13 protein-coding genes are annotated in these 15,201 nt (G+C 72.7%); 4 read left to right on the forward strand and 9 right to left on the reverse strand.

Annotation, left to right across the window (positions count from 1 at the left end):
• Positions 1–5 precede the first annotated feature (5 nt).
• Complete coding sequence (locus tag ACZ518_RS24085) at positions 6–821, forward strand: alpha/beta hydrolase (protein ID WP_469115057.1); 816 nt, start codon at positions 6–8, stop codon at positions 819–821.
• 691 nt (positions 822–1,512) lie between these two features.
• Here ACZ518_RS24085 and cobT read toward each other — a convergent pair.
• From cobT to ACZ518_RS24115, 6 genes are all read right to left on the reverse strand, one after another.
• Positions 1,513–5,076: a nicotinate-nucleotide--dimethylbenzimidazole phosphoribosyltransferase gene (gene cobT / locus ACZ518_RS24090; protein ID WP_469115058.1), complete on the reverse strand. Its 3,564-nt coding sequence runs from the start codon at positions 5,074–5,076 to the stop codon at positions 1,513–1,515.
• Between the two features lie 252 nt (positions 5,077–5,328).
• Positions 5,329–6,549, reverse strand: coding sequence for a precorrin-6y C5,15-methyltransferase (decarboxylating) subunit CbiE (cbiE, locus tag ACZ518_RS24095; RefSeq protein ID WP_469115059.1), 1,221 nt, complete (start codon positions 6,547–6,549; stop codon positions 5,329–5,331).
• A 126-nt stretch (positions 6,550–6,675) separates the two neighbouring features.
• Positions 6,676–7,392 carry a GNAT family N-acetyltransferase gene (locus tag ACZ518_RS24100; RefSeq protein ID WP_469115060.1) on the reverse strand — a complete coding sequence of 239 codons (717 nt, stop codon included), beginning with the start codon at positions 7,390–7,392 and terminating at the stop codon, positions 6,676–6,678.
• A 248-nt stretch (positions 7,393–7,640) separates the two neighbouring features.
• Entirely contained in the window at positions 7,641–8,507 is an 867-nt protein-coding gene (locus ACZ518_RS24105) for a MetQ/NlpA family ABC transporter substrate-binding protein (RefSeq protein ID WP_469115061.1), read from the reverse strand.
• Between the two features lie 98 nt (positions 8,508–8,605).
• Positions 8,606–9,274, reverse strand: coding sequence for a methionine ABC transporter permease (locus ACZ518_RS24110; protein ID WP_469115062.1), 669 nt, complete (start codon positions 9,272–9,274; stop codon positions 8,606–8,608).
• Positions 9,271–10,326: a methionine ABC transporter ATP-binding protein gene (locus ACZ518_RS24115; RefSeq protein ID WP_469115063.1), complete on the reverse strand. Its 1,056-nt coding sequence runs from the start codon at positions 10,324–10,326 to the stop codon at positions 9,271–9,273. Before ACZ518_RS24115 ends, ACZ518_RS24110 begins: the two co-directional genes overlap by 4 nt.
• A 653-nt stretch (positions 10,327–10,979) precedes the next feature.
• On the opposite strand from ACZ518_RS24115, the gene ACZ518_RS24120 reads away from it, so the two are divergent.
• Positions 10,980–11,345, forward strand: coding sequence for a hypothetical protein (locus ACZ518_RS24120; protein ID WP_125597304.1), 366 nt, complete (start codon positions 10,980–10,982; stop codon positions 11,343–11,345).
• Entirely contained in the window at positions 11,338–11,754 is a 417-nt protein-coding gene (locus ACZ518_RS24125; protein ID WP_469115064.1) for a hypothetical protein, read from the forward strand. The genes ACZ518_RS24120 and ACZ518_RS24125 overlap by 8 nt, the downstream gene beginning before the upstream one ends.
• 197 nt (positions 11,755–11,951) lie before the next feature.
• Here the strand turns inward: ACZ518_RS24125 and ACZ518_RS24130 are convergent, their stop codons facing one another.
• The 3 genes from ACZ518_RS24130 to ACZ518_RS24140 form a co-directional block, all read right to left on the reverse strand.
• Positions 11,952–12,455 (reverse strand): GNAT family N-acetyltransferase, encoded by a 504-nt coding sequence (locus ACZ518_RS24130; protein ID WP_469115065.1) that lies wholly within the window; start codon positions 12,453–12,455, stop codon positions 11,952–11,954.
• Positions 12,456–12,492: 37 nt separating this feature from the next.
• Entirely contained in the window at positions 12,493–13,017 is a 525-nt protein-coding gene (locus tag ACZ518_RS24135) for a sigma-70 family RNA polymerase sigma factor (RefSeq protein ID WP_469115066.1), read from the reverse strand.
• 73 nt (positions 13,018–13,090) lie between these two features.
• Entirely contained in the window at positions 13,091–14,269 is a 1,179-nt protein-coding gene (locus ACZ518_RS24140) for a glycerophosphodiester phosphodiesterase (protein ID WP_469115067.1), read from the reverse strand.
• Positions 14,270–14,529: 260 nt separating this feature from the next.
• On the opposite strand from ACZ518_RS24140, the gene ACZ518_RS24145 reads away from it, so the two are divergent.
• A complete protein-coding gene (locus tag ACZ518_RS24145) occupies positions 14,530–15,201 on the forward strand; it encodes a lysophospholipid acyltransferase family protein (protein ID WP_469115068.1) in 672 nt (223 codons plus the stop codon).

Raw genomic sequence — 15,201 nt, forward strand, 5'->3', positions numbered from 1 at the left:
AGGGCATGCCCTCTGAGCGGGAAGTTCGTTTCCGGTCCCTCGACGGTACGAAGTTGGCCGGGACGGTGACATCGCCGTCCGAGGCGGAGCCGGCATGGCTGGCGGTGCTGGCACACGGCGCCGGTGTGACGAGGGAAGAAGGCGGCTTCTTCAGCCGGCTGGCCAAGGGCCTGGCAGCAGTTGGCGTGGTGTCCCTGAGATTCGATCTGCGTGCGCACGGGGCAAGCAAAAGCCGGCCCCAGGACATCACCATCGCCGGGATCGCCAACGACATCCGGGCGGCCGGAGACCAGATTCGCAAGGAGACGGGGCTGGCCGACCCCCCACACGTGATCGCGGCATCCTTCTCGGGTGGGGCGGCCGCCCTGCACGCCGGGCGGAGGCCACAGGACGTAGGACGGCTGGTGCTTTTGAATCCTCGGCTGGACTACCGGGACCGCTACGTGGACAGCCGCCCCTACTTCGACGGCGGCTACATCTCGACCACCGCAGCCAACGACCTGGACGAGCGCGGCTTCACCGAGAAGTCGCCGTTCGAGCTGGGCCGGGCCCTCCACAACGAAGTCTTCTACCTGGAGCCAGAGGTCTACCTGAAGGCAGTCCGTGCACCTGTCCTCCTCGTGCACGGCACGGAGGACACCTTCGTCCCTGTGGAATCATGCCGCCGGTATCTCCCGTTCTTCCCGGCGGCCGAACTGCTGGAACTGGGCGGCGCCCAGCACGGCTTCGCAGTCCACGACGATCCCGGGTACGCCGATCCGCAGACGCAGATCTGGCAAGCCCAGGTCATAGACCGAGTAAGCCGATTCCTGTCCTCCTAGGTCAGGTTCACCTGCGGCAGGCACGGCCGGCTGGCCAGCTCCAGGGTGGGCCGGTCCTGCAACGGGTTCGGAGGCCACCGTCAGATCCAGTGGGTCATCAGGGTGCGGGTCTTGGGAGCGAGATGGGGCGCAACAAGCTGCCAGACGGACCGCAGACGCTGAGACGCGAGGAGCGCGTAGCGACCTGCTGCGCCTGCGTGCTTCGCAGAGGCCTCTGGTCAACCTCTCGTGCGGGTAGCCGCGCCCCCGGCCCGGAATCGCGGATATGGGGCCCGGATGCCCGGCATGCCGGCGCCCGGCCCCTCGCCTCATCGCTGAGAACCCGCCCCTCCCCCTCTGGACCGTGCCGTTCTTTTGGGGGCTTCCCGGCAGTCCTTGTCTTTCCGGGGCGGGTCGGTCGGTCAAGGGTCGCCGAAGGCGATCGCGCAGCGACGCGACCGAAGGGAGCGCCCTTGACAGGCCGGCCCGAACCGGAAGGACGATGGGACTGACGGGAAACCCCCCAACCAGCTGCGAGACCGCCCAAGGGGCTACCGCCCCCACCCCACCGGCCCGCAGACGAGGGGGCGGGTGGGCAGCCACCGACCCGCCCCCACCCCCTCGAGGGGGAGATGGCGGGCCCGAGCCGACACGCGGCAGGGCCGGACACCCTGCGGTGTCCGGCCCTGGTCAGCGTGGAACTGCGTACCCGCTACTTCTCCGTCACGCCCGCCGCGTCGAACGTGGCCACCTCGTGCATCGCGCGGGCCGCGCTCTGGACCAGGGGGAGGGCCAGGAGGGCGCCGGTGCCTTCGCCGAGGCGGAGGTCCAGGTCGACCAGGGGGCGCAGGCCGAGCTTGTTCAGCGCCGCCACGTGGCCCGGTTCCGCGCTGCGGTGGCCCGCGATGCAGGCCGACAGGGCTTCGGGGGCGATGGCGCGGGCCACCAGGGCGGCCGCGCCGGCGCTCACGCCGTCCAGGATGACCGGCGTGCGCAGGGAGGCGCCGCCGAGGAGCAGGCCGACGATCGCGGCGTGCTCCAGGCCGCCGATGGCCGCCAGGACGCCGATCGGGTCGTTCGGGTCGGGCTGGTGGAGCTCCAGGGCGCGCCGGACGACGTCGACCTTCCGGGCGTGCGTCTCGTCGTTGATGCCCGTGCCCCGGCCGGTGACCTCGGACGGGTCGACCCCGGTGAACACGGAGATCAGGGCCGCCGACACGGTCGTGTTCGCGATGCCCATCTCGCCCGTCAGCAGCGCCTTGTTGCCCGCCGCGACGAGGTCGCGCGCCGTCTCGATGCCGACCTCGATGGCCGCGATGGCCTCCTCGCGGGACATCGCGGGGCCGACCGACAGGTCGTCCGTGCCCGGGCGGACCTTGCGCGGGAGCAGGCCGGGGGTGGCGGGGAGGTCGCCGGCCACGCCGACGTCGATGACGCAGACCTCGGCGCCGACCTGGTTGGCGAAGGCGTTGCAGACGGCCCCGCCGCCCAGGAAGTTGGCCACCATCTGCGTGGTGACCTCCTGGGGCCAAGGGGTGACGCCCTGGGCGTGGACACCGTGGTCACCGGCGAAGATCGCGACGGCGGCCGGCTCCGGGATCGGCGGCGGGCAGACCCGCGACAGGCCGGACAGCTGCGCGGAGATGATCTCCAGCATGCCGAGCGCGCCCGCCGGCTTCGTCATGCGCTTCTGCCGCTCCCAGGCCTCGCCGAGCGCCTTCGCGTCGAGCGGGCGGATGCCGGCGACGGTCTCGGAGAGCAGGTCGTGCGGGGCTTCGCCGGGCAGGGCGCGGCGGCCGTACGTCTCCTCGTGGACGACCCAGGCCAGCGGGCGGCGCTGGGACCAGCCCGCCTGCATCAGCTCCGGCTCCTCGGGGAACTCGTCGACGTAGCCGACGCACAGGTACGCGACGACCTCCAGGTGCTCGGGGAGACCCAGCGCGCGGACCATCTCGCGCTCGTCGAAGAAGCTGACCCAGCCGACGCCGAGGCCTTCGGCGCGGGCGGCGAGCCAGAGGTTCTCGACGGCGAGGGCGGAGGAGTACGGGGCCATCTGCGGCTGGGTGTGCCGGCCGAGGGTGTGGCGGCCGCCGCGGGTGGGGTCGGCGGTGACGACGATGTTCACCGGGGTGTCGAGGATGGCCTCGATCTTCAGTTCCTTGAACTGCTTGGCCCGGCCCTTGGGCAGCGACTTGGCGTAGGCCTCGCGCTGCTTCTGGGCGAGCTCGTGCATCGTCCGGCGGGTCTCGGCGGAGCGGATGACGACGAAGTCCCAGGGCTGCGAGTGGCCGACGCTGGGCGCGGTGTGGGCCGCCTCCAGGACGCGCAGCAGCACCTCGTGCGGGATGGGGTCGGTGCGGAAGCCCTTGCGGATGTCGCGGCGCTCGCGCATCACGCGCAGGACGGCCTCGCGCTCCGCGTCGGCGTACCCGGGGGCCGGCTCGCCGACGGGCTCCGCCGGGGCGGGCTCGACGGCTTCGGCTTCGGCTTCGGCCGGGGCGGGCTCGGCCGCGTCCGCGTCCGCGACGGCCGGCTCGGCGGCTTCGGCGGGCTGCACGGGCTCGGGCTGCGCCTCGGCGGTGGGCTCCGGCGCGGCTTCGGCGGGCGCCTCGGCCTGGACCACCGTTTCTGCGGGGCCCGGCTCGGCGGCGACGGCGGCCACGGCGGCGGGCGCCTCGGCGGGCTCGGCGGCCTGCGCGGGCTCGGCCGGGGTCTGCGGGGCCTCGGGCGCGGCTTCGGCGGCGGTTGCGGCCTCCGGGGCCGGCGGCGCGGCCTCGGCCGGGATGCCGGCGGGGGCGGGAACGGCGGCCTCGGCCGCCTCGGGGGCTGCGGCAGCCTCGGCGGCGGGAACGGCCGTCGGGGCCTCCTCGGCGGCGGGAGCGGCCTCCGGGGCGGCCTCCGGCGCGGGCTGGGCAACGGCGGCGGCCACGACGGGGGCGGGGGCGAGCGGCTCGGCCGTCCACGGGGTACCGGCCTGCGGCGGGACCTCACCGGGCTGCGGCGCGGCGGGACCCAGGTCCAGGTACTCCGGGCCGGGGGCGGCGGCCGGGTCGGCCGGCGCGGCTTCGGGGGCCGCCTCGGCGGCGGGCACGGGCTCGGGAGCCGGCAGGGCCTCGGCGGCCGGAGCGGTGGCTTCGGGGGCCTGGACCGCGGCGGCCTCGGCCGCCTCGGCGGCCTGGATGGCGGCCGCCACCTCGGGCGCCAGGACCACGACGGGCTCCGCGGCGACGGGCTCCGCGGCGACGGGCTCCGCCACCAAGGGCTCCGGCGCGACGGCCACGGCTTCGACGGGAACGGCTTCGACGGGAACGGCTTCGGCGGCCACGACGGGCTCCGCCGCAACGGCTTCCGCCACGACGGGCTGCACCTGCGCGGCGGCCTGCTCGACGGGCGCCGCCTGCTCGGCGGGAGGTGCCTGCTCGGCGGGAACGGCCTGCTCGGCGGCCGCGGCCATCTGCACATCAGGCGCCACCTGTACATCAGGCGCCACCTGCACCCCCGGGGCGACCTGCACCCCAGGCGCCACCTGCACCCCAGGCGCCACCTGCACCCCGGGAGCCACCTGCACGCCCGGCTGCACACCGGCGGCGGCCGGCACCTGCGCGGCGGGCGCGGCGGCGGCCGGGCCCCGGTCCGCGAGGGAGCGTACGACTCCCCCGGTGGCGTCGGGCACGGGCGGGCCCATGTGCAGCGGGCGGCGCGGCGGCACCACGGCGGCGGCGGGCGGGACCTGCGCGGCGGCGGGGGCACCGGGCGGGACCACGAGGCCGCCGAGGTCCAGGGAGCCGGAGTCGCGGCCGCCGGTCTCGTGCGCGCCGGCGCTGTACGCGGCGGGGTCGGCGAAGGAGCCGGGGGCGGGGTAGCCCGCCTCGGGGAAGCCGGGGGCGGGCTGGCCGGGCGCGGGGAAGGCCTCGGGGAAGCCGGGGTCCGGGAAGCCGAGGTGTCCGGGCTCGGGGTAACCGGCGGCGGGGGCCTGCGGGTACTCGGTGTAGACGGGCTCCGCCGGGAAGTCGCCGGGGAAGGCCGGGACCGGGGGGACCACCTGCGGGTCGCTCCAGGAGCCCTGCCCGTGGCCGCTCGGCATCAGGAGCAGTTCCTCGTCCTCGGCCTCGGAGGGGTCGTCCACGAGGTCCTGGAAGGCGTAGCCTGCCGGGGCCTGCGGCGGCATCGGGGGCAGCGGCGGCATCGGCGGGACCGGAGCGGGAATGCCCTGCTGATCCACCATGCCCGTGTTGTCCGGGTGACCCTCGCCCGGGACCTGGCCGGTGTCAGTCATGCGTACCCCTCGCCCATCGGTGTTGCCTCTTCGATCGCACGGCCGCCCAACGGGCGCGGCGTGCGGACTTTGCCGTGCGGGGTCGTCGCGCGGTGCGCCCTCTCGCGTGCGCACGCACAACAACTCCTGAGCATTGTCGCGCTCGTCGGCCTCCGTGTCGGCCATAAACCGGCACGGTCCGCTGTGGACTGCGCCACGTCGCGCGTCCACCAGGGCGGTACGACGATCGGCCAGCCTACCCCGGGCTCCGCGTCAGCGGTTCACGGGGCGTTCGCCTGCCAGCAGGAACACCACGGAACGCTCCTGTTCCGCCCAGGTCCGGGGGTCGAGGCCGACGGACTGGAGCAGGGCGCATTCGACGGCGTAGCCGTGTTCGGTGAGGGTGCGTCCGATGGCCTCGGCCTCGTCCCGCGTGGAGGCGTGGCTGACGATGCGTTCGGGGCGTCGTTCGGCGACGGCGGCGATGACGGCGGGCCCGCCGCCGCCGACGCGGACCACGTCGGGTTCGGGGAGGTTCTCCAGTACGTGTGGAGCGCGGCCCGGGACCACCTGGATCTGGACACCGCGCTTGCGGGCGGCGGCGGTTACGCGTTCACAGGCGCGCGGGTCGGCGTCGACGGCGATGACGGCGGCGCCGTGGGCCGCGGCGTCCACGGCGAGGGCTCCGGAGCCGGCTCCGATGTCCCAGACGAGGTCTCCGGTGCGGGGGCCGAGCCGGGCGAGCTGGGCGGCGCGCAGCTGGACGGACTCCCCTTCGCCGGGCCGGGGGCCGTCGGCCGCGGGCTGCGGGCGGGCCCAGCCGCGTACGGGGGCGGGTCCGGGGCCGCGGCCGAGCAGCCAGCCGGGGTCCGCGGCGGTGGGGGCGTGGCCGGCGCCGCCGATGACGATGACGACGTTGGGGTCGCGCCAGCTGTGGTCGGCGGCGGCGTCGGAGGTGAGGACGGTGACGCGTTCGCGGTCGGTGCCGAGTTCCTCGCAGATGACGAAGGTGCGGTGGATCCCCTCGAGGAGCAGGGCGAGTTCGGCGGGGCCGGCGCCGGGTGAGGTGAGGACGGCGACCTTGGTGTGGGCGCGGCAGACGTTGACGGCCCGGCGCAGGGTGCGGGGATGGGCGACGACGACCTGCGCGTCGTCCCAGGGCATGCCGGCGCGGGCGAAGGCGGCGGCGACGGCGGAGACGGCGGGGACGACTTCGACTTCGAGGCCGTGTTCGGGGGCGCGCAGGGTGCGGACGACGCCGAAGAAGCCGGGGTCGCCGTCGGCGAGGACGACGGCGGTGCCGCGGTGGCCGGCGATGCGGCGGGCGGCGAGGCCGAGGCTGCCGAGGCGGATGCGTTCCGCGCCGGGCGGGATCTCGGGGAGCGCGAGGTGGTGGGCGGCTCCGGCCACGAGGGTGGCGGCGGAGAGCGCGGAGCGGGCGGCCGCGGTCAGGGGGGAGCCGTCCCATCCGATCACCGTGACCCGGTCGGCCATCGTCGTCGGTCTCCTGGGGTGGGGGGTGGAGGGAGACGCCTTCGGCGCCTTCGGCCTCGTCAGGGGGTTTCGTCGGGTGTTTCGGGGGGTTTCAGGGGGTCACGGTGAGACTACCCGGTCATCGGGTCAGTGCCGGTCGGCGCCGACTGCGTAGCCGTGTGCGTCGGCGCGGCGGCGCAGGGGGTAGCCGTCGTCGTGGCCGGGGCGCCCGGAGGGGCCGGGGCGGGCGTGGCGGCTCTCGTACACGTCGTACTCGTCGGTGTCGTCGAGGTCCTCGGGGACCAGGCTCCAGACGATGAGGTCGGTGCGGGTGTCGGTCCAGCTGCCGTCGGCGGCCTGGGTGCGCACTATCGCCACGTTGCGCAGGACGCCCTCGCTGATGCAGCCGATCTTCTGGGCGACCTGCTGGGAGGCGGTGTTGTCGGCGGCGGTGCGCAGTTCGAGTCTCTCGAAGCGCTGGTCGCGCAGGAGCCACTGGGCGACTGCGAGGACGGATTCGCTGGCGTAGCCCTCGCCGCGGGCCCAGGGGGCGGTGACGTAGCCGGCTTCGGTGGTGCGGGTGCGCCAGTCGGTGTTCTGGAGGTGGACGATGCCCACCAGGCGCTGGGTGAGGAATTCGGTGACGGCGAAGACGATGCCGCGGCCCTCGGTGCGCTCGGCGTGGGAGAGCACGGTGGCCCAGGCCCGGGCGTCGGCGGGGGTGTAGGGGTGCGGGACGGAGGTCCAGGCGGTGATCTGCTCGTCGTTCATCATCTCGGCGAGTGCGGTGACGTCCTCTTCCTCGAAGGGGCGCAGCACCAGCCGGTCCGTGCTGATGGTGACGTCCGGGAAGGTGGTAGTCATGCGCAGCTCCATGCCTGGGACCTTGGGGCGGGACCGTTCGTACGGGACCGTGCGTACGGGACCGGTTCGTACGGGACCGTTGGTGCGGGACCGTTTGTGCGGGTCGTAGGCCACAGCATGCAGCATCGGCCCGGGGATGTGCAGGGCCGGGCTGCCCGGAAGCGGGCAAGCCGCGGGAAGCCCGCGGCCCCGCGCGCCCGGGTGGGTGCGCGGGGCCGGGAATCCGGCGTCTGCCGGGCGGTCTTGGGTCAGGCGGCGGGGGTGCCGAAGGCCGGGATGACCGAGCCCTGGTACTTGTCCTCGATGAACTTCTTGACCTCGTCGGAGTTCAGGAGCTTGGCGAGCTTCTGGATGCGCGGGTCGTTCTGGTTGCCGTCCTTGACCGCGAGGAAGTTGGCGTACGGGTTGCCCTCGGCCTTCTCCAGGACCAGGGCGTCCTTGGCCGGGGAGAGCTTGGCCTCCAGGGCGTAGTTGCCGTTGATGACGGCGGCGTCGACGTCGTTCAGGGCGCGGGGGACCGTGGCGGCCTCCAGCTCCTTGAACTCCAGGCCCTTCTTGTCGGTGATGTCGGACAGCTTGGCGCTGGTGCCGACCCCGTCCTTGAGGGTGATCAGCTTGTTGGCGGCGAGCAGCTGGAGCGCGCGGCCCTCGTTGGTGGTGTCGTTGGGGACGGCGACGGTCTGGCCGGGCTTGATGTCCGTGAGGGCCTTGACCTTCTTGGAGTAGAGGCCGAGGGGCTCCAGGTGGACGTTCACGACGGGCACGACGTGCGTGCCGTTCTTCTTGTTGAAGTCGTCGAGGTACGGCTTGTGCTGGAAGAAGTTGCCGTCGACCTGGCCCTGCTCGGTGGCGGTGTTGGGCAGGACGTAGTCCGTGAACTCCTTCACCTCCAGCTTGAGGCCGTCCTTGGCCGCGAGCTTGTCCTTGACGAAGTTCAGGATGTCGGCGTGCGGGCTCGGGGAGGCCGCGATGACCAGCGGCTTGCTCTCGTCGACCTTGCCGCCGTCGGTCTTGGCGGCCGTGGACGGGTCCGAGGAGCTGCCGCAGGCGGTGAGGCCGAGGGCGAGCGCGGCGGAGGCGGCGGCGATGGCGGTGAGCTTGGTGTTCTTGCGCACGAAGAGTGCCTTTCTTGCTTTTCGCGGGTGTTCGCGGGGTGGTGGCCCAAGCACGACAAGTGCGGGCTTTCCTTTTTGGGGAAGTCTGGGAGGTTTCCTCAGGCTGTCCGGCCGCGGCGCGCGAGGACGCGTACGACGCCGTCGCCGATCAGCTGGATCACCGTGACGAGGGCGACGAGGACGGCGACGGTGGCGAACATGAAGCCGGTCTCGAAGCGCTGGAAGCCGTAGGTGATGGCCTTGGAGCCGAGGCCTTCGCCGCCGACGGCGCCGGCCATGGCGGAGTAGCCGACGAGGGTGATCACGGTGGTGGTGACGCCGGCGACCAGGGAGGGCAGGGCCTGCGGGAGCAGGACCTTGCCGATGAGGGTGGGGATGCCGCCGCCCATGGACTCGACGGCCTCGATGAGGCCGTGGTCGACCTCGCGGACGGCCGTCTCGACGAGCCGGGCGAAGAAGGGGACGGCGCCGATGGCGAGCGGGACGATCATGGCGGTGGGGCCGATGAAGGTGCCGACGACGGCGGTGGTGACCGGGATCAGGAAGATCAGCAGGATGATGAACGGCAGCGAGCGGCCTATGTTCACGATCACGCCGAGGACCTTGTTGAGCGGCTGGTTCTGCAGGAGGCCGCCCTTGTCCGTGAGGACGAGGAGGATGCCGATGGGCAGTCCGCCGAGGACGGTCACCAGGGTGGACCACAGCACCATGTAGAGGGTGTCGTAGGTGCCCTGGGTGAGCAGGGGCTGCATCTCGGACCAGGTCACTTGGCACCATCCTTGACCAGTGCGGCGATCTCGGAGTCGAGGTCGGAGTCGTCGTCGACGATGTCGACCTGGAGGCCCTGCTCGCGCAGGAAGCCGACGGGCACCACGTTGTCCTCGTAGCGGCCGGGGAGTTCGATGCGCATGCGGCCGATCTGGCGGCCGGCGACGGTGTCCATGGCGGCGCCGAGGATCGAGATGTCGATGTTGTACGTGCGCGAGAGCTGGGAGATGACCGGCTGGGTGGCGGCCTCGCCGTGGAAGGTGACGTCGACGACGGTGCGGTCGGGGCCGGTGGCGGCGCCGCTGACCGGGAAGAGTTCGCCGGCGAGCTCGGAGCCGGGGGTGGCGAGCAGCTCGGCGACGGTGCCGGACTCGATGATCCGGCCCCGCTTCATGAGGGCGGCGGAGTCGCAGACGGCCTTGACCACGTCCATCTCGTGCGTGATGAGCAGGACGGTGAGGCCGAGCTGGCGGTTGAGGTCGCGCAGCAGCTGCAGGATGGAGCGGGTGGTCTCGGGGTCGAGGGCGCTGGTGGCCTCGTCGGAGAGGAGCACCTTGGGGTCGCCGGCCAGGGCGCGGGCGATGCCGACGCGCTGCTTCTGGCCGCCGGAGAGCTGGGTGGGGTAGGCCTTGGCCTTGTCGGCGAGGCCGACGAGGTCGAGGAGTTCCAGGGCCTTGCGGGAGCGTTCGCGGCCGGAGACGCCGAGGATCTCCAGGGGGAGCTCGATGTTGGCCTGCACGGTGCGCGAGGACAGCAGGTTGAAGTGCTGGAAGACCATGCCGATGCGGCTGCGGGCCTCGCGGAGTTCCTTGCCGGCGCGGCGGCCGCGGCCGGCGAGGGCGGTGAGCTCGACCCCGTCCACGGTGACGGTGCCGGTGGTGGGGCGCTCCAGCAGGTTCACGCAGCGGATGAGGGAGGACTTGCCGGCGCCGCTCTGGCCGATGACTCCGTAGACCTCGCCCTCGCGGACGTGCAGGTCGACGCCGTCCAGGGCGGTGACCTCGCGGCCACGGGACTGGTAGACCTTCGTGAGGCCCGATGTGGTGATCACAGGATTTCCGTCGCTGTCGAGTGCACGGGGTGCGGATGCCGTGCACGGGGCAAACATCTGGGGACGCGATACGGGTCTAACCGTCACAAAAAGATGGTGTCGACGCGTGCGCGGGGCAGGAGCGGTCCATACCGGGGATCAGTCGGCGGGGTGGTGCGACTGGGGCGGCGGAGTTGCTCGGCCGGTCTCGCTTCGGGGCGCGGGACTGCGTGAAGGGGCCCTCAGAAGGCGCACATTCGACACATACAACGAGCACCGGGCGTCATCGTCGCCTCGGTCGCAAGGGTGCGGCTGCTCGTCGTGGTCATGTGCCCCAGTAAAGCAGACATGGCGACTCACCGATCAATGTTGTCCGCATAGCGGACGGAATCCGGCCACATTCCGGACGGGATTGGACTGAACCAGTCAGCCTCACCCCTCCGGCTCCAGCCTGATCCCACCCTCGCTGACCAGCGCGGACACGGCCGAGAGGCCCTTGACGACCACGTGCGCGTCGAGCTCGGCGGCCGGGTGCGTTGTGGTCAAGACCACGGTCCGCATGCCGGCCGCCAGCCCGGTCGCCCGTCCGGCCGCCGGCCCGGCGGAGGCGTCCTCGAAGGCCCCCCGCGAGGGCCGGGCGCATCGGGTCTTTAAGCCCGTAATACCCTCGCTGCATGCTCGTCGCCCTGACGGTCGCCATCGGCGCGGCCGCACTCGCCCTCGCCGCCTGGTGCGGCCACGCCGCATGGCGGGACCAGCCCACCAAGGACTGGCACTTCATCGGCATGGCCGTGGTGACCGTGCTGGTCCTGGCGCAGCTGGTGATCGGCCTGGTCCAGCTGGGCCGGGGCGAGAAGCCCGAACAGGGCACGGTGATCTTCGTGGCCTACCTGCTGGGCGCCTTCGCGGCGGTCCCGGCGGCCGGGATGCTCTCGCTGACCGAGCGCACCAAGTGGGGCTCGGTGACGGTGGCCGCGGGCGCGGTCGTCCTCGCCGTGCTGGAAGTACGGCTCTACGACATCTGGGGATCCGGTGCCTGACACGACGACCGCCCCGCCGGCCGGGCGCAAGCGACTGGTCTCCGGTCCGGGTCTGCTGCTGGTGTGGCTCTACGGGGTGATGGTGGTGGGCGCGCTGTCGCGCTCGGCCTACCAGATCTCCACCGAGTTCGACCGGGCGCCGCTGGCGTACTCGCTCTCGGCGGCGGCGGCCGTGGCCTACGCCTTCATCACGTACTCGCTGGTGCGCGGCGGGGAGAAGGCCCGCCGGGCGGCGCTCGTGTGCTGCGGTGTGGAACTCGCCGGCGTGCTGGCCGTCGGGACCTGGACGCTGGTGCGGCCCGAGGCCTTCCCCGACGCGACCGTGTGGTCGGAGTTCGGGATGGGCTACCTCTTCATCCCGGTGATCCTGCCGGTCACCGGAATGCTCTGGCTCCGCTCCAAGCGCTGAGCCGTGCGGCCTCGGGGCCGTGCCGCCTTGGGGCCGTGCCGCCTTGGGGCCGTGCGGTCTTGGAGCCGTGCGGCCTCGGGGCCGAGGGGCCTCGGGGCTTCGGCCGTGCCGCCTCGGGGACTTGAGGCGGGCCATGGGCCGTGGAACCGGTCCGGGGGTGTCCCGCCGCTGCGGAACACCCCCGGACCGGACGGCCGCTACGCGCTGACGGCGTAGTCGGTGTCCTTGGCGTCCTTCTCCAGGATGACCAGGCGCACGCCGTCGGAGGCGGTGCGGTTGCCGACCTGCGCGTAGCCGGCCTTGCGGTAGAGCCGCAGGTTGGACTCGCTCTTGTGGCCCGTGTGCAGGCGGAAGCGGGTGGTGCCGCCGTGCCCGGCGAGGGCCTCCTCGACCCCGCGCAGCAGCCGGGCGCCCAGGCCGTGGCCCTGCAGGCGCGGGTGCACGCACAGCTTGGCGATGCTCGCCGTGCCGTCCTCGCCGACGCTGCCGCGCACCGCGCCCACCACCTCGTCGCCGAGCCGGGCCACCAGGACGGTGTCCGCGGCCAGCTCCGCCTTCAGGGAGTCCAGGGACTGGGTGAGGGGCTGGATGAGGTAGTTGCCGTACAGCTCGGCCTCCCGCTGGAACGCCAGATACTGCAGCTTGAAAATCTGCTCGGCGTCTTCGGCGGCCGCCGCCGAAATGGTCACGCTCATGCCCATGTGCGCATGCCTCCCGCTCACCTGGTAGCTCTCCGGTCTACCGCTCCTTTCCCCACGGGTCAGGAACCGCAACCTCGACAGCCAGCATTCTGCGCAGACATCCCAGGCAACGGGAACGTACTGGTCCCAAACTTCCTTGTGAGATACCCAACTCTCCTGCGATTTCACGGTAAGTCAGGTCTCTGGGTGACAGAAGTGCGGCCATCAGCTCCGGACAGCGTCCCGGCAATCGGGCGACCGCCGATCGGAGGGCCCGGTTCTCCTCGCCGTGCAGCAGGGCGTCTTCGGGCTCGCCGGCCACGTCTGCCGGGGTCGCGCCGTACGGGACCTCCCGGCGCGCCCGCCGCCGGGCGAGCCGGGCCTCGGCGCGCACCGCCCGCCGCAGCCAGCGGGCCCGGCCGGCGGGGAAGGGGGCGCGCGGGCCGCGCTCCAGCAACCGCACCCAGACGGCTTGTACCAGGTCGGCGGCTTCCACCCCGGCGGCCGGGGCCTCCGCGGCGGCCTCGGCGGAGAGCAGCGGGCCCAGTTCCGTGAGCAGGTCGGGTTCCTGTATCAGGTCCATGCCGGGCGGGACGCGGGTGCCGGGCCGGGCGGTTTCCCCTCCGGGCCCGGCCCACCCGTTCGGGGGCGGGGGCCTAGCGGTTGACGCCGCGCCCGGGCCGGAAGGCCTCCGCGGCGAGGAGCCCGGTGTCCGGGTTGTCGGTGAAGATGCCGTCGATGCCCAGTTCGAAGTACTTCTTGAAGGCGCCGAAGGCGTCCCCGTAGGCGGCCGGGTCGGTGCCCTTGCGGTACTCGGCCGGCAGGAAGCTGTTCTCGTTGCGCGCGGTGTAGGGGTGCAGCACCAGGCCCCGGGCGTGGGCGTCGCGGACGAGGGTGGTGGGGGTGCCGAGCTTGCCGGCCGCGTCGCGCGGCACGATCAGGTCGAGGGTGGGCCCGATGCCCTGGGCGAAGCCGGAGATCCACTTGAGGCCCTCGGGCTTGACCAGGTCGGCGACCGTACGGGGGTCCTTGGCCGCCTCGAAGTCCCAGGGGCGGGTGTTCGCCGCCGAGAGCAGCACCACGCGCGGGGCGGACACCAGGCGGGAGAGCCGCTGGATGCTGGAGGGCTCGAAGGACTGGAGGAAGACGGCGGCGTCGCGGCCGTCGCGCCCGTAGCGGCGCAGCAGCCGGGCGAGGGGCTCCTCCAGGCCGAGGCCCAGTCCCCGGAAGTAGGTGGGGTGCTTGGTCTCGACGTGCAGCCAGATGCGCTTGTCGCGCAGCCGGCCCTCGCGGTTGGCCCAGCGCAGCACCTCTTCGAAGGTGGGCACCGCCCAGCGGCCGTCGTAGAGGGTGTTGCGCTGGCGCACGGCGGGGATACGTTCCTTCGCGCGCAGGGTCTTCAGCTCGGCGAGGGTGAAGTCCTCGGTGAACCAGCCGGTGACGGAGACCCCGTCGACGGTCTTGGTGGTGCGCCGGCCGGCGAACCCGGGGTGGTCGGCGACGTCGGTGGTGCCGCCGATCTCGTTCTCGTGGCGGCAGACGAGGTGGCCGTCCTTGGTGGGGACGAGGTCCTGCTCGATGACGTCGGCGCCGAGGTCGAGGGCCAGCTGGTAGGAGCCGAGGGTGTGCTCGGGGCGGTAGCCGCTGGCGCCGCGGTGGCCGATGACCAGCGGGACGGGCAGGTCGCGGTAGCCGCCGCCGTCACCGTGGCCACTGTCGGAACGGTCGTCCGGCGCGGCGGAGGCGGTTCCCGCCGTCAGTCCGGAGATACCGGTTCCGGCCGCCAGTACGGCCGCTCCGAGCACCGTGCGCCGCGCTGCCCCACCCTGTGTCATGAGTGCCACTCCTCGTTCTGGACCGGGCCCGCGGCCCCGGGATCTCCGGGGGGCGTGGAGGCCCCGATCGGCGTGGCGATGGTAGGCAAAGGAGGGTGGCGCGGGGGTGGGCTCCGCCCGAACATGGCGGAAACGTGTGTCAACACTGCGTATCCACCTCGTGAACCCGATGTGCCAACAGGGGCGACCCGCGAGTATCGTCCTCACCTGCACTACCGCCGTGTGGTGCGAAACCCGCTTTCGATGCCGGAGGGCTCACGTTGTTCCGTACCGCGCTCATCAAAGCCACTGTCGGACCGGTCATTCGCCTGATCATCCGCACCAAGGTGGAGGGCATCGAGAACATTCCGGGCACCGGTCCGGTGATCCTGGCGGGCAACCACCTCACCTTCATCGACTCGATGATCCTTCCGCTGGTCTGCGACCGCACGGTCCACTTCATCGGCAAGGACGAGTACGTGACGGGCAAGGGCTTCAAGGGCCGCCTGATGGCGTGGTTCTTCACCGGCGCCGGCATGATCCCGGTGGACCGCGACGGCGCGAACGGCGGCGTGGCCGCGCTGATGACGGGCCGACGGATCCTGGAGGAGGGCAAGATCTTCGGGATCTACCCCGAGGGCACCCGCTCCCCCGACGGCCGGCTCTACCGCGGCCGCACCGGCATCGCCCGCCTGACCCTGATGACGGGCGCACCGGTGGTTCCGTTCGCGATGATCGGCACGGACAAGCTCCAGCCCGGCGGCGCGGGCATGCCGCGCCCGGGCCGGGTCACGATCCGCTTCGGCGAGCCGATGGAGTTCTCCCGCTACGAGGGCATGGACCGCGACCGCTACGTGCTGCGCGCCGTGACCGACTCGGTGATGGCCGAGGTCATGCGCCTGTCGGGCCAGGAGTACGTGGACATGTACGCGACCAAGGCGAAGGCGGCCTGA

Source organism: Streptomyces sp. NPDC033966 (assembly GCF_055575955.1).

Bases quoted from the DNA above. Each gene is read 5' to 3' on its own strand.
- ACZ518_RS24100 (WP_469115060.1), bottom strand. From the start codon at position 7,392: ATGACTACCACCTTCCCGGACGTCACCATCAGCACGGACCGGCTGGTG.
- cbiE (WP_469115059.1), bottom strand. From the start codon at position 6,549: ATGGCCGACCGGGTCACGGTGATCGGATGGGACGGCTCCCCCCTGACC.
- ACZ518_RS24140 (WP_469115067.1), bottom strand. From the start codon at position 14,269: ATGACACAGGGTGGGGCAGCGCGGCGCACGGTGCTCGGAGCGGCCGTA.
- ACZ518_RS24120 (WP_125597304.1), top strand. From the start codon at position 10,980: ATGCTCGTCGCCCTGACGGTCGCCATCGGCGCGGCCGCACTCGCCCTC.
- ACZ518_RS24130 (WP_469115065.1), bottom strand. From the start codon at position 12,455: ATGGGCATGAGCGTGACCATTTCGGCGGCGGCCGCCGAAGACGCCGAG.
- ACZ518_RS24085 (WP_469115057.1), top strand. From the start codon at position 6: ATGCCCTCTGAGCGGGAAGTTCGTTTCCGGTCCCTCGACGGTACGAAG.
- ACZ518_RS24135 (WP_469115066.1), bottom strand. From the start codon at position 13,017: ATGGACCTGATACAGGAACCCGACCTGCTCACGGAACTGGGCCCGCTG.
- cobT (WP_469115058.1), bottom strand. From the start codon at position 5,076: ATGACTGACACCGGCCAGGTCCCGGGCGAGGGTCACCCGGACAACACG.